10 protein-coding genes and 2 pseudogenes are annotated in these 20,496 nt (G+C 70.4%); 3 read left to right on the forward strand and 9 right to left on the reverse strand.

Annotation, left to right across the window (positions count from 1 at the left end; genetic code table 11):
* Positions 1–17 precede the first annotated feature (17 nt).
* Entirely contained in the window at positions 18–875 is an 858-nt protein-coding gene (locus tag HUT19_RS33335) for a helix-turn-helix transcriptional regulator (protein WP_176184000.1), read from the reverse strand.
* Positions 876–1,038: 163 nt separating this feature from the next.
* On the opposite strand from HUT19_RS33335, the pseudogene HUT19_RS33340 reads away from it, so the two are divergent.
* A pseudogene (locus HUT19_RS33340) lies at positions 1,039–1,448 on the forward strand (RidA family protein).
* A gap of 601 nt (positions 1,449–2,049) precedes the next feature.
* A complete protein-coding gene (locus HUT19_RS33345) occupies positions 2,050–2,979 on the forward strand; it encodes an NADP-dependent oxidoreductase (protein ID WP_176184001.1) in 930 nt (309 codons plus the stop codon).
* Positions 2,980–3,271: 292 nt separating this feature from the next.
* Here HUT19_RS33345 and HUT19_RS33350 read toward each other — a convergent pair whose 3' ends face one another.
* From HUT19_RS33350 to HUT19_RS33380, 7 genes and pseudogenes are all read right to left on the reverse strand, one after another.
* Positions 3,272–3,805, reverse strand: coding sequence for a CAP domain-containing protein (locus HUT19_RS33350; protein ID WP_217712306.1), 534 nt, complete (start codon positions 3,803–3,805; stop codon positions 3,272–3,274).
* Positions 3,806–3,915: 110 nt separating this feature from the next.
* Positions 3,916–4,467 (reverse strand): hypothetical protein, encoded by a 552-nt coding sequence (locus HUT19_RS43435; RefSeq protein ID WP_254885915.1) that lies wholly within the window; start codon positions 4,465–4,467, stop codon positions 3,916–3,918.
* A 905-nt stretch (positions 4,468–5,372) separates the two neighbouring features.
* Positions 5,373–7,151: a DUF6461 domain-containing protein gene (locus HUT19_RS33360; RefSeq protein WP_176184002.1), complete on the reverse strand. Its 1,779-nt coding sequence runs from the start codon at positions 7,149–7,151 to the stop codon at positions 5,373–5,375.
* An 867-nt stretch (positions 7,152–8,018) separates the two neighbouring features.
* A pseudogene (locus tag HUT19_RS33365) lies at positions 8,019–8,457 on the reverse strand (DeoR/GlpR family DNA-binding transcription regulator); the annotation flags it as partial.
* A 248-nt stretch (positions 8,458–8,705) separates the two neighbouring features.
* Complete coding sequence (locus HUT19_RS33370) at positions 8,706–9,647, reverse strand: STM4015 family protein (protein ID WP_254885916.1); 942 nt, start codon at positions 9,645–9,647, stop codon at positions 8,706–8,708.
* A 38-nt stretch (positions 9,648–9,685) separates the two neighbouring features.
* Positions 9,686–10,663, reverse strand: a complete 978-nt coding sequence (locus tag HUT19_RS44410) for a trimeric intracellular cation channel family protein (protein WP_176184003.1) — start codon at positions 10,661–10,663, stop codon at positions 9,686–9,688.
* 641 nt (positions 10,664–11,304) lie between these two features.
* Positions 11,305–14,640: a right-handed parallel beta-helix repeat-containing protein gene (locus HUT19_RS33380; protein WP_176184004.1), complete on the reverse strand. Its 3,336-nt coding sequence runs from the start codon at positions 14,638–14,640 to the stop codon at positions 11,305–11,307.
* Between the two features lie 269 nt (positions 14,641–14,909).
* Between HUT19_RS33380 and HUT19_RS33385 the strand changes: the two genes are divergently transcribed.
* A complete protein-coding gene (locus HUT19_RS33385; protein ID WP_176184005.1) occupies positions 14,910–16,154 on the forward strand; it encodes a S8 family serine peptidase in 1,245 nt (414 codons plus the stop codon).
* Positions 16,155–16,231: 77 nt separating this feature from the next.
* Here HUT19_RS33385 and eccCa read toward each other — a convergent pair whose 3' ends face one another.
* The gene (gene eccCa / locus HUT19_RS33390; RefSeq protein WP_217712386.1) at positions 16,232–20,212 is read right to left on the reverse strand and encodes a type VII secretion protein EccCa; all 3,981 of its coding nucleotides are present in this window, start codon (positions 20,210–20,212) and stop codon (positions 16,232–16,234) included.
* Positions 20,213–20,496 lie beyond the last annotated feature (284 nt).

Consider the following 20,496-nt stretch of genomic DNA (forward strand, 5'->3'; position numbering starts at 1 on the left):
AGGCCAGCGCTCCATCCCTACGACGGGCTCTCGCTGGCGGCCATGTCCTGTGTGCCGATGACGGAGAGCAGTTCCAACTGGGCCGCGCCTTCGGTACCGGGAGGGGCGGAGAACCACAGCAGGCGCTGCCGCCCGTCCTCACTGAACAGGCTGTGGCAGTCCAGCTCGATGACACCCAGCGCGGGGTGCACGATGCGCTTGTGGTCCGTCCGGCGCAAAGCGACCTCGTGGGTCCCCCACAGGGCGGCGAACTCCTGGCTGCGCCGACGCAGCTCGGCCACCATCCGGGCCACCTCGGGATCGCGGCCGCGCCGCGCCGCGACCGCCCGCAGGTCGGCCACGAAGGCCGCGGACTGGTGGAAGTGTTCATCGGGCGGATAGATCGCGCGGGTGCCGGCGTCGGTGAACCAGCGGTAGAGGAAGCTCGCCATGGGGCCGCGGTCCGACGGCTGCTGGCCGACGAGGGCGACGGCCAGCTTGTTCTGGACGACGGTCTCGTGGAGGTCGGTGATGACCTGGGCGGGAGTGGTGGTGAGCCGGTCCAGCAAACTCAGCAGGGCCGGCTGGACGTGCCCGGTCGGGCCGTGCGACGCCGGGGGAACGGCCCGACCCGCGAGGTGGAAGAGGTGGTCGCGCTCGTCACCGTTCAGCCGCAGCGCCCGGGCAAGGGCGGCCACGACCTGAGCGGACGGCTGGACGCTGCCTCCGCGTTCCAACTCGGTGTAGTAGTCCGCCGACAGACCGGCCAACTGGGCGACCTCCTCGCGTCGCAGGCCGGGTACGCGGCGCCGGGGGCCGGTGGGCAGGCCCACGTCGGCCGGGCGGATCCGGTCGCGCCGGGACTTCAGGAACGCGGCGAATTCGGGAAGGTTCACGCCCTCATGGTCAATCGGACAGATGGGCTGCGCCAGGGGACGGCAACCCCAGGATAAACGCATGCCACCGCGCCACCCGGCCGATGGCTCGGTATGCGAGTGCTCCACCAAGAGCTTTGGTCGAAGCGAGCCCACGGGCTCTCATGACAAGGAGGCAGGCAGCATGGCCATCACTCTGGTGCACCCCGACGGACTCCCGAAAATCGATGTCTACCGGCAGGTGTCGGTCTCCACGGGGTCGAGGCTGGTCTGCATCGCCGGGCAGGTCGCCTGGGATGAGAATGGCGTCACGGTCGGTGAAGGCGATCTCGCCGCTCAGGTCGAGCAGTGCTACCTCAACGTCAGCACCGCCCTGGCCGGGGTCGGTGCTTCCTCCGACGACGTGGCGAAGCTGACCGTCTACGTCGTCGACTGGACCCCCGACAAGATGCCCCTCTGTTCCTGGAGGGGGTCGCTCGGGCGGCCGCGAAGCTGGGGGCCACCCCGGTCCCGCCGGGCTCGCTGCTGGGCGTTGCGGCACTGGACGTACCCGACCATCTGGTCGAGGTCGAAGCCGTCGCGATCCTCGACTGAAGCCGTTCTCCGCCCCGAGCTGACCGCAGAGCCCGGATGCGGCCCGGCTCGGGCCGGCCGACGACGCGATGAGTGGGAGTTCATCGAGCCGCTCCTGCCGGTGGGCCGATTCCGCCCGTACCCCGAGCGGCCGCGTGAGCTGTTCGAGGGGGTGATCTGGCGTGTTCCGCACCGGCAGCCAGGTGCCACCCGCCACCGGCTCGGCGAGATCCCCGAGCCGGCGCACGCATGGCGGATCCACCCCGAGGGGCCCGCGCGACGGCGGCGAAGTCGACATCGCCGAACCCAGCGGTGCTCACATCGCGCCCGACTGGTCGTTGAGGAGGCCACGAGCAGTCAGTGCGGTACTGCGCCGTCCGTGCCGGGCGGGCGCGGAGCGGCGCGCATGCTCTGGAGCCGGGGGCCCGTGAGCCTGGGGTGGCAGCCCCCTGGCTAGCCCTGTTCGAGGCGCGAATACTGCAACCGGTGGGGCCTGCCCGACCGAACAGGGTCAACCGGCGGACCACGGCTGACTCGCCCGGTGACCACGGCGGGAAGCCGCCCGTGCCCGCGCGTACCACCGGCTCACCGCGTCGTATTCGCTTCTTGCCAGGAGACAGTCATGCGTGTCATCACTCAGCACACCGCCGGCGACCCGTCCGTACTGGAGATCGTCGAGGCCGACCGCCCGGAGCCGGGCTACGGGCAGGTGCTGATCAAGACCCGCGCGATCGGTGTCAACCCCGTCGACGGGCATGTGCGCTCGGGCGAGTTGCCGATGCTCGGTGAGCCGCCCTTCACCGTCGGCTGGGACATCGCCGGCACCGTCGAGACCGCCGGGCCCGGCGTGTCCGCCTTCGCTCCCGGTGACGAGGTCCTGGGCATGCTCGCCCTTCCGGGGGCGGGCAACACCTACGCCGAGTACGTCCTGGCCTCGGTCAACGAGATCGTCCACAAGCCCGCCGGGCTCACCATCGAGCAGGCGGCGGGCCTGCCGATGGCAGGCCTGACCGCCTGGCAGAGCCTGGTCGGTCTCGCCCGGATCCAGCCGGGGCAGCGCGTGCTGGTACACCGGGCCGCGGGCGGGGTGGGTCACCTGGCCGTGCAGATCGCCAAGGCCCGCGGCGCCCATGTGATCGGTACGGCGAGTGCGGGCAAGCACGACCTGCTGAGCCGTCTGGGGGTGGACCAGCCGGTCGACTACCGCACCCGGGACTTCACCGAGGCCGGCCAGGTGAACGTGGTCTTCGACCTGGTCGGAGGCGGGTACGGGGAACGTTCCGCCAGCCTCGTTACCGCTGGCGGGGTTCTGGTCAGCGCGTATCCCCAGGACACCGGCGTCACCCCGGGGCTGGTCGCCCAGCTCGGCATCCGGCACGCCATCACCGTCGTCAGCCCCTCCGCGCCCGACCTCGCCCAGCTGGCAGCCCTGGTCGAGGCGGGACAGCTCACCGTCCACGTCGACCAGGTGCTGCCGCTGGCCGAGGCCGCCAAGGCCCACGAGATCATCGCCGCGGGCCAGGTCACCGGCAAGCTCGTCCTGGTGCCCTGACGCGGGAGGGGCGCACGGAGATCGATGCGGTGGTGCGCCGCCCCGCCGGGCACCGAGGGCGCCGCCCAGCTGGAACTGCTCTCGGTCATCGGCAGACCGGACATGCGGCGAGCGGGGACGCTTTTCACCGGGGAACGGGCCTGAACGGCGGCTGAAAACCGACCAGCGGGCCCGAGACGCACCGCGACCACGGGCGGCAGGCAGCGCCCCGCCGCCCGTGGTCGCGGTGCGTCAGAGCCGTACGGCAGCGCATACGCCTGCGGTCACGGGGCGACGTATGGTGCCGGTGGCCTTATGCGTAGCCGAAGTTCTGTGTCCACACCGGTCCGTACTCAGCGAAGTACACGCCCACGCCGATGATGCGGATGTCCGGGTGCAGGATATTGACCCGGTGCCCCGGGCTGTTCATCCACCCGTCCATCACCACCAGGGGGTGGGGCTGGCCGGCAGCGAGGTTCTCCGCTGCCGGGAGTGGAAATCCGTGTGCCAGCATGCGGTCGCCCGGCGACAGCCCTTCGGGCGTGAAGTGGTCGATGAACCCCCGTCGCGCCATGTCCTCGCTGTGGCTCCGCGCGGCATTCCGCAGGCGCTCATCGGTGACCAGGCAGACCAGTCCGCGCCGGTCACGCTCCTGGTTGACCAGTTCGGCGACGGCGTCCTCGAACAGGCGCCGCAGAGGAAGGAGGCTGACGCTGGTGGAATCTTCCGTCCTCACCCGGGAGGCTTCCGCATCCTGGGTAGCTGTCCCGCGGTAACGCAGGCTCCCTCCGGTGCTTGGGTCCCACTGCGGGTCCCAGCCCTCTTCTTCGAGCCAGTCCTGACTCACCTGCCTTGACCTCTCGTGACAGCCGGTACGAGCCCCCGGCTCAAGCCGTTTCCGGCGCGGGCCCCCGAACGATGTGGAAGCCCGGGCTCGTGGGGAGGCGGTGCACCGGCTCAGTCGTGTCCGGGGGCGGGCTCCCGAGCGAGGACCGTCACATGAGCGTCAGCCAGGGGGGAGCGGTGCACCGGCTCAGTCGTGTCCGGGGCGGGCTCCCGAGCGAGGACCGTCACATGAGCGTCAGCCAGGGGGGAAGCGGGCACCAGCGGCTCCCTGGTGGGGTAAAACGCCCCCTCCTGGCCGGAGGGCATCTGCTGCAGGACGTAATGGCGTTTGTCCGGGTTCAGGGTGTGAAAGACGTCCGAGGACTTGTTGTATGCATTGTCGATCGCTTCGGTCGAGGAACCCTGTACCAGGTTGTGCTGTGCCAGGGTGTTATTGAGTTCCGTGATCATGTTGTCGAGATTGACCAGGATGGTGTCCACGTGCCCGTCCCACAGGTCCAGCAGCGTGCCGTAGCCGCCACCGTCCGTACCCTGGTAGCCGGAGGCGAGGTTGTGCCTGGTGCCCTGGACATCCTGCTGGCACCTCAGGACACCGGTGTACGCCTGCTCAAGCGCCCTGATGCCACTGCGTGTCGAGGCCTCTTCGGACTGCTGCATAGCCATCTGACCGACTGCTCCCTTCGTAAGAGTCCACTGCCCTTTAGGCGGGCTGCGCGCCGATACGGACACAACAAAATCTCTACGGCCGCTCGTGGACCGGCCGACAGTTAGGACGAGTTGATGCTATGCACGCCGCCGCCCAATTGGCAATCAATAGCCGAGTTTTCGGTATCGTGCCACCGCGGCCTTTATTGCTCATGCGAGCGGCAAGACCGGAATTTCCCAACTCGATTGAGCGTCTCCGCAGTCGGATTCGAGCACAAGGGGCATGCTGGCGGCCATTCATGACGCGTTTCACCGTTATGGATACGGGGTGTGAGACATGCGCGGCGAAACTTTTTACCCAAAGGAGGCCGCTGCGGCTTGTGGAGGATCGGGCGCGGTTGCATCGACCATGCCGGTCTGGTGGAGCCCGATGTCGTCCTTCCGCGCAGGTCGGCGCGGAAACCGGACCTGCGCGGGGGACTGGCCGGTGCCCGGTGGCCGCCAGGTCGCCGCGGCGGCCCTCCTTCTCAGGCCGAGCGTGTGCCGACGGTGGGGTCCGGCCAGGCGCCCGTTGACTCTGGGGTGCGGCGTGCGGCCTCCCGATAGCGGACGACATCTGTGCGCTCGAAGGCCTATAGGTCGGCCGGGTGGCCACTGCCCAGCCGATCCGGGTGGTGGCCAAGCATCCGAACACTGGCCGTGTCCGCTCCCCTGCCGTACACGGTGGCGGCGGCGCCGCTGCTTACGCACAGCCGTTGTTCCGGCACGCTGACGCTGTTCAGGTCGCAGCTGTTCCGTGCCGTGACCGACGCTGAACGGCACTACGTCACCGAGGCCGGCCCCGCGCTCTCCGGCGAGCTGAACCGGCCGGCGGCCCATGCACGACCCTCTCGTATCCGGCGCGTGGCACAAGCCCCGCCGTCTCACCGATCGGTGACCACCGCGATGCGCGCAGGCCCGGTCACATCAGCGACCGTCGGCTGGACGCCCGCGGTGCGGCACAGCAGCTCAAGGTCGTGCAGGAACGCCGCCTTGATCACGTCCGGGGCGCCCATCGCCGTCAGCGCCTGGCACACCTCGGGTGTGGTCGGCTCCCTGCTGCCGCTGTCCCGGCTGTGGTCGGCCACGGTCTCGCCGTCGCGGTAGACCACGAAAGCGGAGTCGGCGTTGATGTTCATGTAGCACGACACCGCGAACGTGCCTGCCGACAGCTCTGGGCAGTCGATCCCCTCACACCGGTTGTCTTCGACCAGAAGGGTGTGGGGGCCGAGGGCGAACGCCGCCACGACGATGTCTTCGAAGTCATAGGCCTCCTCGCGCTCGGCCAGCTCCAGCAGGTCCCCCCAGGTGCCGGTCGTCACCCGCTCCGGCTGGGCGCCCAGCCGTCGTAGCGCCTCGTCCGGATCGATGTGGTGAATGACGGTCACACAGTAGGCCGTGTCGTCCATCAGCGCGTCCATCCAGGAGGTGAAGTCCGCCGCCGGTGGTGCGCCCGTTTCTGGTGCGGCCGTCTGCTCGCCGTTGCGCCAGACCACCCTTCCGTCGCTGGTGCGCAGCTGGGCCTGGCCCTCCACCACGACCAGCTCGTCAGCCGGGCCCCCGAGATCCAGTGCCACGGTGCCGTCCTCGGCCCTCACCCGCAGGACGCCGTCCTCGTCGAGGACCACATAGCTCCGTTCGGCGTGGTGGATGTACGCGTCCCACAGCCAGCGGCCGTCCTCGCCGAAGAGGACCAGCCGTCGATCGTCCCGGTGCGCGAGCACCGTGGATCCGTCAGGGGAGGTGAGGGACTGACGCTGCAGCCTCTGGCCCCGGTACAGGGCCGATCCCCGCGCCGGGGTCGCTTCCGGGGCCGAGCGGTGCCCTCCGGTGTCGATCCGCCACACCACCGCGTCGCTCGCGTCAAGCAGCGCGAAGCCGCCGTCGTTGTCCACGACGAGCCGCTCGGCACCCGACCCCGCGGTGCCGGACCGCCACACCGGCGCACCGCACAGGTTGCGGACGACCAGGTCGCCTTCCTCAGTCAGCTCGGCCCACCCGTCGCCGGCCCACCAGGTGTTCGTCGCCCATACCGCTCGGTGTGTGGCGTTGTGGTAGAGCACCAGATCGCCGTCGTCCTGGTGTACCAGGGTGTACGCCCCCGAGAGGGAGGTGAGCGACTGGTGCCGCAGCCGTGCCCCGCGCCCGAGCTCCGGGCCGCCGTAGGGGTGCGGCTGCGCCGGAGGCAGCACCGTGGGCAGGTTCCGCATGCCCTCGCGCCAGATGAGGTCACCGTCGGCGTTCACCAGGCACAGCGTCCACGCCTTCCGGTCGCCGTCGGGAAGCATCCGCCAGGTCAGCTGCGTGCCGTCCTGTTCCAGCCAGCGGGCCAGGGGCGCGACCAGCGTGGTCGTCACCCCGTCGTGGGAGACCCGCAGGGAGCCGTCGCGGTTGCGGGTGACCAGCCGACGCTGCTTGCCTTCCCGTACCAGATAGCGTTCGCGGCTGATGTCGGCGGCGGCCGCCGCCTCTGGCATGGGTGCCGCCTGGACCGGGCCGGTGCGGGAGTTCAGCAGCGTGATGCCCTCACCGCTGAGCAGTTCGACATCGCCGTCGTCGGTGATGACCGCCAGCCGGGCGCCGGGTGCGGCGATGCCGGAAACCCAGACGGTCCGGTGTTCCTCATTCTCCACCTGGAACGCGCCGCCGTTGCCCAGGAGCAAGGTCCCTGGCACCCCACGGCCTGCCTCTTCGGCACGCCAACGGGTCTCACCGGTTGCCCGGTCCATCAACACCGCTACCCCTGCGGGGTCGTAGTGCAGCACGTACCGTCCAGACGGTGAGCTGAGCGGCTCGTCTTGGCGAAGTCGATGGAACTGGATCAGCTCATGCACGGGTGTCTCCCAGGTCGCCTACGGCGGCTGTCATGCCGGTTTCACGTTGCGGTCGGGTCGGTAGCGGCGCCGGGGCGGGGGCGGTGGCCGGCGCGGCGCCGTGCGGGCTGGCCCGGTCCGGCCCCCGATGAGATCCACACGGCGCACCGCGCCGGTCGCCGCCTTGGGAAATCACAGCCACTGCCGACGCGGCTTCGCGCGCGCACGCCAGGGCGGTTCACAGCGGGCCGCACGCCCCCCCTTCCCGGAGCCGTATATCAGGAGGGGGGACATGCCGCCGTTCCCGGCTGCGTGTGCCGGTGTGGACCGTGGTGACTCGTCTCGGGGGAGCGACGCTTCACCACATTGCGGGGCTACGGTTCCCGCTCGCCCCGCATCAATCACCATAAGGGGATACCAAGAATGGAGCGAGTCAGAATCAGCACCATTCATGCCCGATGAATGACCGCTCCAGAGCACCGCCGCCGGAAAGTCGAGTACCCCGGCGCACGCGTCCGGTGACACATGAACCTTTGTACCGCATGGAGCCAGGCACGCGTAAAGCACGAAAGTGGCGGCTCAGCAGTTGACCTGTGCTCAGACCCAAAGATGTGATGCCGATTCCGGGACACAGAATTCTCGGGAAGGGCCGTACACCGGCCGCCCGGTTCACGCCCGGATGACCTGGGGCCCCAGGAACGAGTAGCGATGCGCCTCGCGCACCCGGCCCCCGAGCAGCAGTACGGTGATCCGCTCCCATGCGGTCAGCGCCCCGGCTGTCACCAGCGAAGCGGTCACCACCGTCAACTTCCGGTCCGCGGGCAGCGCTTGAGCGATCAGCTGGGGGGTGAACCCCTCGTCGATGCAGAGCGTCTCGGCGTCCCCGATCAGACCGGCCGGCCGCCGCGGCGATCCGTGACTTCTGCGGTACGTGCAGGGTGGTGCGGAAGGCCAGGTCGGTCTCGAAGCCGGCGCTGTCCACCGGGTGGGCCCCGCCGTGGGTGCGCCGCACCCGGCCGTGATCCTCCAGGACACGCAGGTCACGGCGCACGGTCTCCTTGGACACCCCGTACTCCGCGGCGAGCTTGCCGACGTCGACCCTCCCGGTCCGCGCCGCCAGCTTGAGCATGGCCTCGCGTCGCTCCTCGCTGTCCATGGGAGGTACCTCATCTCCGTGATGCATCGGAACCACACCAGTTGGGCCGTCGGTTGAGACTGCTGCAGAGGCCCCGACTGCGGAGACCGGATGTGCGACGACGGGAATCGTGACCGCCGCGCCCGCTCGCGGTATTCCCCATCCGCTGTATGCCGGGGTGTGCACGATCCCCGGGGCGGTCGGCCAGAAGGGTGTGGTGTGGACATCATGGCCTTCCGGGGGAGGAGGATGCGGTGGACGAGGCGTGGTCACACGGCGATGGAGACGTAGCGCTCCCCGCGGGAGCGGTACGGCTGCTGCTGTCCGGTCAGGTTGACGCGCACACCGGCGGGTTCCAGGGTCTCCCGCACCCGCAGCATCAGGGGCTCGGTGAGGTAGTGATGGTGGAGGTCGAGTTCCGTCAGGTGGGTGAGCGACCGGCCGGCCAGCAGGGCCTGAGCGCCGGTGTCACTGAGGGTGCCCATCGACAGGCTGAGCGAGGTGAGCTGGGCCACGAGGGGGGCAGCGGCCACCGCGGCGGCGATCTCGTCCTGGAGCGGGCTGTTCTGCAGCCCGAGATGACGCAGCGCGGGGAACCGGTCGCCGGCGAGCAGGGGCGCGATGTGCTCCACGGTGGGTGTGCCGAGGTTGTCGTTGGCGCCCAGCCACATCTCCAGGCGCTCCAGCTGGGGCAGGTCGGCGGCGATGACCCGCTCGACGACCTCCGGCGGCAGCCCGTCGGACTCGAAACGCAAGGAGCGCAGTCCGTCGTGCCTCATCACGGGAAAGTCCAGGCCGAAGCCGCCGCGGACGCCGAGATCACGCAGGCGGGGGTAGGCCCGCAGGACCGGGGTGAGATCGGTCTGATGCAGCCAGGAGATCCCCCGGTCGGCCTGCTCCACGACATCGCCGAGGAAGACCGCTTCCAGGCCGGTGAGGCGGGAGCGGTGGTCGAGCAGCAACTCCACTGGTCGTTCCGGCCAGTTGCAGTTCGCGCCGTACCAGGTGCTGCTGAATATCAGCGCCCGCACGTCGTGGAGTTCCACGGCTTGGGCGAAGCGCTCCCAGTACGCGTCTTCGGGCTCGTCCTCGCCGGTGTGCAGACGCCATGCCACGCTCCCGGCCTTGGGCAGCTCTTCCGCGGCGCGGGTGTGGTCCGGAAAGGTCACTACGGGCAGGCCGTGGAAACGCTCGAGGTGGTGCACGTACACGATGGGCTCCTGCGATGCATCGCTGGTGGTGACGGGACTCAGGCTCGCTCGGGCCCGCGGGTGGGGTGGCCGCCGGCCGGAAGTGTCTGCGGGGAGGCGGAGTGGTGCGGTCCCCTGGGGAGCCGGTGGTCGGCCGGACCGGGCTGAACCATGCGCGTGGTCTCGTCAAGTGGCGCCGGTGAGCGCTGCCCAGGGGTGCGGCCGGGCGGCGGGCTGATAGCCCGCAGACGCATCGTGTCGGCAAGCGGCGCCGGTGAGCGCTGCCCGGTGCTGCGGCCGTGCGGCGGGGGCGGGATGACCCTCAGGCGCATGGTGTCCGCGACGGTGCTCCGGGAGGAGGCGATCAGCGGGGAGTTGGCGTCCGGCAGGGCGGACAACGGGGAGGACGCGGCCCGCCAGGCGGTCGAGCGGCGCGAGCGCCAGTGGAAGTGCAGCGCCAGCAGCCGGAGGGTGAACGCCGTCAGAGCCGCGCCGCTCGCCGTCATGATGTCCAGTGCCCTCGCCTCGTGCAGCGCGGCCGCCGCCACCGCACCGGCGATGGCGGGTAGGGCGTACAGGTCGCTGTCCCAGCGCAGCGAGGACGGCAGTTCCTTGGCCACCGCGCTGGCCAGGATGCCTCCCCCCATGGCGGTGATGACTCCCAGCGCGGCCGAGGGGACGGCTTCCATGCCGTGCTGGAGCCCTTTGATCGTGCCGGTGACGCTGAACAGGCCCAGGCCGATCGCGTCCAGCAGGTCGAACAGATGGGGCTGGCGGTGCAGGGACTTGCTGCGGTAAGCGAGCAGCGCGGCGGCAAGCGGCGCGAGCGGATACCCCGGATCGGTGAAGGCGATCGAGGGCACCTGCAGGACCAGGTCTCTCACCAGGCCGCCGCCCAGCCCGGCGGCCTCGGCCAGGACCAGCGTGCCGAAAAGGTTGAAGTCCTTGCGCACCCCCAGATAGGCACCCGACAGCGCGAAGCCGAAGATGCCGAGCAGATCGAGGAAGTACTGTGCCTGGGCGGACAGTCCGTGCATGAGGTTTGGCTCACTTCGGTCGTGGGGAAGAGCCGGTTCGGGACGGCCGGATGCTCCGCAGGAGTGCGCTGCGGCCAGCGGCCTCACGCCGCCGTCCGATAGTCCCTCCTGGCGGGGGACGGCAGCGGTATGCCGGGCGTCTTCACGGTCGCCCCACGTCTCCGCGTCACGCCCCCGTGAACGCCGCACGTCGCATCCTCCGGCGTCCGGTGAGGCGTCAGCGCCCATGGCATGGCCGGGGTGGGATGTCGCAGGCAGGTGCATGAGCCCGGTCGCGGCGGGCAGCCGCACATCAACCCACCTCAAAGGCCGCTGGACTCCACTGGTTTGAGGGAGGAATTGAGCTTCGATTCGCAAGGGGATTATTGCATGCTGCGCTCCGGCAGTTCAATGTGAAATCGGTAAGGAAAACCTGACCGGCAAAACGAATAATGCTCACCTGAGCGAATGTCCAATATGCAGGCCGCTCGGATGAGTATTTTGCCTGTGCGGCCACTTTCGGCGGTCGGTCAGGTAAACCGACGTTCGACTGAGGGCGAACGAGGAGCCCTGTGTCCCCGCGGACGCATGGTGCGGTCAGCCCACCCCACCCGCCGGGATGACAGGTAAGCCGTGCGGCCGGGCGTCCCGGCCGCACGGTGTCACAGTGCCGCCTGGCTCGGTACGGCCCGGCCCGCGCCCCCCAGGTCCTGGGGGAGCAGCGACCTCAGGTCGGCGACCGTGGGACTTTCCAGGCCGCCCAGCCTGCGTGCCTGACGGGTCATCATGGCTTCCAGCAGTTGGCGGGCGAGCCGTGCGTTACCGAACGAGCGGTCCCGGGGGATCGCGTCGACATGGGTGCGCAGCGCGGCCAGGGTCTCGGGCGCGCACTCGTAACCCATGTCCGCGGCGTGCCGTTCGACGATGGAGATCAACTCTGGTGTGCTGTAGTCCTCGAAGTGGACGTAGCGGGAGAAGCGCGAGGACAGTCCGGGATTGGAGGCCAGGAAGCGCTCCATCTCCTCGGTGTAGCCGGCGACGATGACCACCACCTCGTCGCGGTGGTCCTCCATCAGCTTCAGCAGCGTGTCGACGGCCTCACGTCCGAAGTCGTTGGAAGAGCCCTCGGGGGTGAGGGTGTAGGCCTCGTCGATGAACAGCACGCCGCCCAGCGCGCTGGTGAAGACCTCCTTGGTGAGCTGGGCGGTGTGCCCGACGTACTGGCCCACCAGATCGGCACGGGCGACCTCCACCAGGTGCGCGCGCGGCAGCACTCCCAGGGAGTGCAGGAGCTCGGAGTACAGCCGTGCCACGGTGGTCTTTCCGGTACCGGGTGCGCCAGTGAACACCAGATGATTGCTGATCTTGGGGGTGGGCAGCCCTGCCGCGGCGCGCTGCCGGGCGTTGGCCAGCAGGTTGACCAGGTCGGTCACCTCCCGCTTGACCGCGGACAGTCCGATCATGGCCTCCAGGCGGGCCATCGGGCTCTCCTGGCCGTCGGGGTCCTGCTGGCTGCCGTCCAGAGCCGCCGACTCGGCCTCCCCCACGTCCTGTGGCAGCAGCAGCGACAGGTCCTTCTCGCTCGGGTCGGTCATGGCGGCGAGCCGGATCGCCTGCCGGTCCACCATCTCCTCGAACACCCCCCGGGCGGCACGGCCGTTGCCGAAGGTCGCGTCACGGGTCATCTGCTCGAAGTGCAGGGCCAGCGCTTCCGCGGTCATCGGCCCCAGCTCGTAGCGGTGGCCTGCGCACATGCTCTGGGTGATGGTGACCAGTTCCTCCACCGAGTAGTTGTCGAACTCGATGGTGCGGGTGAACCGGGAGGCCAGCCCCGGGTTCGCGGTCAGGAACGAGTCCATCTGCTGGGAATATCCGGCCGCCACCACCACGACGTCGTCGCGGTGGTCCTCCATCAGCTTCAGCAGGGTGTCCACGGCCTCGCGTCCGAAGTCATGGGACGAGGCGCCCTCGGGGGTGAGGGTGTAGGCCTCGTCGATGAACAGCACGCCGCCCAAGGCGCTGTTGAACGCCTCGGTCGTCTTGATAGCCGTACCGCCGATGACCTGGGCGACCAGATCGGCGCGGGCGACCTCCACCAGGTGCCCGGTGCGCAGGACGCCCAGGGACGCCAGGATGCCGCCGTACAGCCGGGCGACGGTGGTCTTGCCGGTGCCCGGAGGGCCGGCGAAGACCAGGTGCCGGCTCATCGGGGGGACGGGCATGCCGAGCCGGCGCCGGCGTTCGGCGAGCTGATTGAGGTTGACCAGGGTGCGCACCTGGTGTTTGACGTGTCCCAGGCCGACCAGCGCTTCGAGTTCGGCCAGCGGGCCTTCCGGCTCTCCCTCGCCGTCGGCCGCTCCGCCCGGCCCGCCGGCGACTGCCTCCGCCACGTCCTCGCCCCAGATGTCGGGCGCCCCGTTGTCCGAGCTGGCCAGCGCCTCCACCGACAGCCGGTCGCTGCCGCGGCTCTGCTTCAGGCCCGCTCCGCGGTTGTCGCGCACCACGCACCGGATGACCGACACGGTGTCGGTGCTGTCGACGCGTATGCCGTCGCCCGTGCTGCTCACGATCTCACAGGCGGTCAGGTCCGCCCGGCCGCCGGGGGATATGAGCACTCCGTGGGCCCTGGCCCCCTCGACGCGGACGCGCTCCAAGGCGATCTCGCCCTTGCCGTCGACGCTGACGCCCGCTTCGCCGCTGCCCTCGATACGGCAGTCGCGCAGGGTGCCCTGGCCGCGTGTCCCGACCGTGACGCCCGCTCCGGTGGGGGAGACCATCACGGTGTCGGTGATCTCGGGTCTCGCGTCGTCGCTCAGGTGCAGCGCCGAGCCGCCCACCGAGTCGATCTCGCAGTGCTCCAGGCGGCCGCGTCCGTCGTCGGTGACCTCGATGCCGTGTCCGCCCGCGCCGATGACCCTGGCCCGGCGCAGCAGGGGATCGGCGGCCGACCGCACGCAGATGCCCACGCCCGCGGCGTCGACCACGGTGAGGCGGTCGAACTCCGCGGCGGAGCTGTCCGTCAGCAGCACGGCGCCGCCTTCGTGGGCGCAGTCCCGTACGACCGTGTCGATCAGCGTCGGTGTGCTGTGCTCGGCGATCCGGATGGCCGGTTCCGCCGAAGCGATGAACTCGCACGCCTCCACGGTGCCACGGGAGCGGTCGAGGACGACCAGACCATTGCTCTTGGTGCGCCGGGTGACGCAGCGGCGCAGCAGCGGGTCGGCGCCGCCGGAGACGACGATCGCGCTCTGCGTGGTCGACTCGAAGGTGGTCTCCTCGATCTCCGGACGGGAGACGCTGGTGACCAGCAGGCCGACCGAGGTGTCGTGGACGGTGGTGCCCAGGATGCGGGTGGAACTGTGGCCCTCCAGGGCGATGCCCGGCTTGTCGGTGCCGGAGATGTCGCAGCCCTGAATCGTTCCCCTGGCCTCGCCGTTGGCCAGTACGCCGTTGCCCCGGGCGCCACGCATCCGGCAGCCGCGGACCGTGGGGTCGCCGCTCTCCCCGATGACCACCGCGGAGGTGCCGAAGTTCTCCAGCCGGCAGTCTTCGATGACACTTCCGGCGGGCGAGGTGTCGACGATGCCGGCGCCTCCTGGATTGCTGATCCGGCAGTCGCGGGCGGCCAGCGAGCCGGTACCGCGCACCAGCAGCGCGGTCCACCCCGCGCCGCTGACGGTGCAGCCGTCCAGGGCGACTTGCCCGGCCGGTACGTCCACCACCGCCACGTCCTTGTCGTGCCCGCGCAGGGTGAGGCCGCTGAGCATGACCGCGTCCGCCATGAGGCTGATCGCGCTGCCGCGGCGCGGGCAGATCTCCACGGCCCCGCGTTCGCCCTCGGCGACGATGGTCACCCGGGTCCTGACGACCAGGTTCTCGGCGTAGCGCCCCGGCTGGACCCGGATCACCGCTCCGGTACGCGCCTGGGCCAGTGCCTCGTCGATCGTCTGGAAACCGTCCGGCCGTTCCGTGCCGACTGTGATCAACTGCCGTGACACGCGCTTCGAACCTCCTGGAATGGGTGTTGCACCCCCGCCCGTACGCGATCTCGCGCACGCGTGCGGGACAAGGGCCTGGGTACTGCCCGGTGGGCCGCCGGACCCACCGTGCCGAAGACGGGCGGACCACCTTGCCGCCCGCGCGATGGGAACAGGACCAAACGGCCTGGCGGATAGTCAGGAAAAGAGGTGCGGTAGCCGTATGAGCGGTCGCGGGGCAGCCGGTCCGGCCGCGCGCACGCGGGCACGGTGTGCTTATCATGCCCGCCATGCGACGTCCCGCGATACAGCTGCTCGTGCCGCTCACGGCCACGGCGGCACTCATCCTGCCGGTCACCGTCACCGCCCCGCCCGCGGCCGCCGTGCCGGCCGCGCCCTCGCCCGCCCCGGGCGCTGACGGCGTCACCCTCCTGCCGCCGCTGCCGGTCCGGCTCGGCGAGGGCAAACCGTGCACCAAGCCCTCGGGCCGCACCGCCGCGGGGAAGACCTGGGCGCAGTCGGCGCTCGGGCTGACCAGAACTCAGCAGCTGTCCCAAGGGGCGGGAGTGAGGGTCGCGGTCATCGACACCGGTGTCACCCCCGGTGCTGACGCCTTGTCCGGCCGGGTGAGCGCCGTGGGGGCAGGGGGCACCGACTGCGTCGGACACGGCACCTTCGCAGCCGGCCTGATCGCCGGTGCCCGGACCCGGGGCAGCGACGTGGAGGGCATGGCCCCCCAGGCCCGGATCATCGCACTGAAGGGCACCAACGACCGTGGGGTGCCCAGCCCGCAGCAGGTTGCCGACGGCATCCGCGAGGCGGCCGACCGCGGCGCGGAGGTCATCTACGTCGGCCATGCGCTGCGTACCGGAAAGGCGGAGCTGACCCAGGCCACCGCCTACGCCGCGCGGCATGACGCGCTGGTCGTGGCCCCCGCCGCCCCGGACGCCGTTCCCCGGGAGGAGCTCGGGCCCGACGGGCGGCAGCCGACCGGCCCGTACTGGCCCGCCGCCGCGCCCGGTGTGCTGTCCGTCGTGGACTTCGGCCCCTCCGGGCTGCGGCAGAAGGACGCTCCGCCCGCCTACGCACCGGACCTCTCGGCACCGGGATCCACGCTGGTCAGCATCGGGCCACGCGGCTCGGGCCACTACATCGGCTCCGGCGCCTCCCTGGGAGCCGCCTGCACCGCCGGGGCCGCGGCGCTGGTGCGGGCGCACCACCCCCGGATGAGCGCCGAGAACGTCGCCCGGCAGCTGATGGAGACCGCCTATCCCGCCGACATCCCCCGGCTCGACCCGTATGCCGCCATGACCATGACCCTGGCGCACGGGAAGGCCGACCGGGCGGCTCCCCCGTCGGCACACCTCCCGCCGCCCGCCGACCCCGCCCCCGGGGTACGGTCCGCGGCGGTTGCCTTCGGCAGCCTGGCGCTGGCGCTGCTGCTGGCGGCCGCGGCCGCGGTGATCCCGCGCGGCCGGGCCAGGGGCTGGCTGCCGCCCGGCCGGCAGCGGGAGGCCGGACCCTCCAGCCGGTAGGCGCACCTCGTACGCGGCCTGTGCCCGGCTCCGGGGCCTGTCGGCCCCGGAGCCGGCCGCGCGTCGCTGACCGTACGTCACCGCTCGTCCTCCAGCAGCGGAGTCTGCACCTGTACGGCCTTGCGGCGGGCGATGCGCAAGCCCCGGCCGGGGATGAGCTCGCGCCCCTTGACGTTGCCGAAGAGATAGCCCTCGCTGGGCGGGCAGGACATCAGCAGAGCAGGGGTGTTGACCTCCTGCAGCTTGCGCAGCAGCGCCTCGTTCAGACCGCGCCCGGCGCCGGCCGCCGAGCGGGCCACCACCAGGTGCAGGCCGACCTCGTGACCGAGCGCGAGATGGTCCAGCAGCGGGGCGAACGGCTGCGTCATCGGGTTGCCGCCGACCATGTCGTAGTCGTCGACCAGGATGAACAGCCTCGGCCCGGTCCACCAGTCGCACAGCTTCATCCGCGCCGGGGAGATGTCCTCCCCGGGCACCCGCTGCCTGACCGCCTTGGCGGCACCGTCGAGGAGGTCCTTGAGCACATCCATGGAGACCGCGTGCCCGAGCCGGTACTCCTCGGGGACGGCCTCCACCAGCTGCCGGCGGTAGTCCACGGTCATGATGCGGGCCTCGGCCGGGGAGAACCGGTCGGTGATGCCCTTGGCGATCACCCGCAGCAGGTTGGTCTTGCCGCATTCGTTGTCGCCCACCACGACCATGTGCGGATTCTCGGAGAAGTCGTGCCAGACCGGGGAGAGTTCATTCTCATCAACCCCGATGGCGATCCGCAGGTTGCCCTCCGGATCCGGCGCGGGCAGCTCATCGAGCGTCAGGCGGGTCGGCAGCATCCGCACCGCCGGCGCGGGCGGCCCCGCCCAGCTCTCGCCGATCGCCGAGACCAGGCCGGCGATGCCGTCGGCGAGGTCGTCCGCGTCCTCCACTCCGTCGATGCGCGGCAGCGCCGCCAGGTAGTGCAGTTTCTCAGCGGTCAGGCCTCGGCCGGGGATGCGCGGCACCGAGGCCGCCTTGCGGGAGTCGATGTGGGAGTCCATGGCGTCGCCCATCCGCAGCTCCAGTCGGGTGCCGGCCTGGTCGCGGATGGCTGCCGACAGCTCCACCCACCGCGCGGTCGTGACGATCAGGTGCACGCCGTAGTTGAGCCCGCGCGCGGCCAGCGCGTTGAAGGCGGGGATGTGCTGGTCGAAGTCCTGGCGCACCGTGGACCAGCCGTCGATGACCAAGAAGACGTCCCCGTGCGGCTCATTCGCGAACTCCCCGGCGGCGCGGCGCCTGCGGTAGGTCGGCATGGAGTCGATGCCGTGCTCGACGAAGAACCGCTCCCGCCGGCTGAGCAGCGAGTTGACCTCGGCGATCGTACGGCCGACCCGCTCGGTGTCCACCCGGGTCGCCACCCCGCTCAGGTGCGGCAGCCCGTTCAGGCCCACCAGGGTGCCGCCGCCGAAGTCCAGACAGTAGAACTGCACTTCCCGCGGTGTGTGCGTCAGAGCCAGCGCCGTGATCAGCGTCCTGGCCAGGGTGCTCTTGCCGCTCTGCGGACCGCCCGCCACGGCCACGTGCCCGCCGGCCGAGGACAGGTCCACGGTCATCAGGTCGCGGCGCTGCTCGAAAGGCCGGTCGACGATCGCCACCGGCACGGTGAGCTTGCCCCGCAGCGGCCATCCGGCCGTGGTCAGCCCATGGCGCGGGTCGGGGGTCAGCGGCGGCAGGATCTGGTCGAGCGTGGACGGCAGGTCCAGTGGCGGCAGCCACACCTGGTGGGCCGGCGGCCCCGAATCACGCAGCCGGTCCAGGGCCACCGACAGCAACGTGTCGCCGCCCTCCTCCTCGGCGCCGTCGGTCTCCGGCTCCTCCTGACCGTCTGAGTCGTCCGTATCCGCGGGAGTACGCGGCACCACCCAGTCCGACGTCCACGGCACCACCTGGCTGGCCACCTGGGCCTGCGCCACGGAGCCGTGGCGGCGCCGGTAGGGCCCCGACACGTACGCGGCGCGGAACCGGGTCAGGGCGTCCACGCCGCTTTTGAGGAAACCACTTCCGGGCTGGGCCGGCAGCTCGTAGGCGTCCGGCACGCCCAGCACGCCGCGGCTCTCCATGGCCGAGAACGTGCGCAGGCCGATGCGGTAGGACAGATGGCTCTCCAGGCTGTGCATCCGGCCCTCGTCCAGCCGCTGCGAAGCCAGCAGCAGGTGCACACCCAGGCTGCGGCCCAGGCGTCCGATCATGACGAACAGCTCCATGAAGTCGCGGTGTGCGGCGAGCAGTTCGCTGAACTCGTCCACCACCACGAACAGGCTCGGCAGGGGCTGCAACGGCACACCGGAGGCGCGGGCCTTCTCGTACTCCAGGGCCGAGGTGTAGTTCCCGGCGGCCCGCAGCAGCTCCTGACGCCTCATCAGTTCACCGTGCAGGGCATCCTGCATCCGGGCCACCAGAGCCACCTCGTCCGCCAGGTTGGTGATCACAGCGGAGGTGTGCGGCAGCTCGTCCAGACCCAGGAACGTCGCCCCGCCCTTGAAGTCCACCAGGACGAAGTTGAGCGTCTCGGAGGAGTTGGTCAGCGCCAGCGCCAGCACCAGGGTGCGCAGCAGCTCGCTCTTGCCGGACCCGGTCGCACCGATCAGCATCCCGTGCGGCCCGGTACCTCCCTGGGCGGATTCCTTGATGTCCAGCTCGACCGGGGCGCCGTCGCCGCTGACCGCGATGGGTACCCGCAGCCGCGCGCTGCCGGTGTAGCGCTGCCACAGCGTCTGCGGATCGTGCCGGTGCAGGTCGGGGATGTTCAGCAGCGTGGTCAGCTCCATATCGCTGGAGAACGGCTCGGACACCTCGCCGCCCATGCCCATCCGGTACGGCGCCAGCAGCCGGGCCAGGGCCTCGGCGCCCACCGGCCCGAACCGGTCGGGTACGCCCAGCCGCGTCGTCTGCTCCTTGCGGTCCCGGTCGGTACGCACCAGCGCGACGCCGTCCTGACCGACCTCCAGGCGCAGCGTGGTGCGTCCGGGCTTCCAGGTGAGAGTGGAGGAGAGGTCGAGCACCACCGCGTTCCGGAAGCCCAGCCCGTCGAAGCGGTGGCCGGCGGGCACGGTGCAGCCGTCGACCACGACCACCGTGAAGGGCTCCTCCCGGCCCGGCTCCGCGTCCGGGTCCGCCGCGGGACGCTCCTGGAACTCCGCCCCCAGCAGGTTCTCCAGCTCGTTGAACTCCGACGCGATCATCCGGGTCGGCCCGGCGCCGTCGTGCTCGTACCGGTGCAGCACATGCGGCAGCCACTTGGCCCACTCCCACTGCGCCCGCTGCTCATCGGAGACGCACAGGGCGATCCACACATCGTCGGGGGAGTGGAAGACCTCAAGCTGGGCGAGCAGGGCGCGGACCGCGCCGCGGATCCGCTCCTGATCACCGCGGAAGAGCACCTTGGACCAGGCGCGCAGATAGATCGCGATCGGCTGGTCGGGCACCGTCGTATAGGCGCGGGTAAAGCTGCGCAGGGCGTGCGCGGACAGCGGCTCCAGGTCCTCCACCGGCTTCGTCGACAGCGGGGTCAGCTTCATCGCGATGCGCTGGTCACCGACGCCGATCCGCACCTCCGCGAAGTCCTCGTCCGACGCCCGGCGCTCCCACAGCCGGGTGCTGCGCACCAGCGCCGACAGCGCCTCGGGCTCCGGATGCCGCCAGGCCAGAGCCCGCTGCTGATCGGCTATGGACGCGCGGACCTTGCGCCTGGTCTGCTTCAGATAGCGCAGATAGTCCCGGCGCTCGCCCTTCAGGCGCTGTTTGCGCTCGGAGTTCCTGCGCATCACCTGACCCACCATCATCGCTGCCGAGCCGATCAGCATCAGCCCGAGCGCGATGTACATGAATCCGCCGCCGCCCCCCATACCGGGCCGCATGAACATCAGCATCATGGAGACCGACATCAGCGCCATGGGCAGGTACGTCCATACCGCGGAACTGTCGGGAACCACCTCCGGAAGTGTCGGCGGCTCCTGCAGGGTCAGCTCTCCCGAGGGCATGTCCGGACCCCGGCGGCGGGCCGGCCTGCGGAACAGGATCACGCTCAACGTACGGCCTCCTCACGTGTTCTTGCGCCGCATGCCGTAAGTCCGTCACGCTCAAAGGGATGACAACAGAATGGGAATGCGGGAAATGGCAATGACTGAATTCCGGGCGGCGTACCCGGTTTTCTGGACTGAATATCGGAATGATTTCCCGCTGCCCGTTGCGAAACGGCTCCGCGGGGGGCCAAACTCGTCGGCACGTGCCACGTCCCCCGACCCGATGTGCGGTCGGCAGCCGATCCTCGTGCGCGTTTCACACGTTCCAGCACCGCGAATTCCGC

The organism is Streptomyces sp. NA02950 (genome assembly GCF_013364155.1).
In the GTDB taxonomy this organism is placed as follows: domain Bacteria; phylum Actinomycetota; class Actinomycetes; order Streptomycetales; family Streptomycetaceae; genus Streptomyces.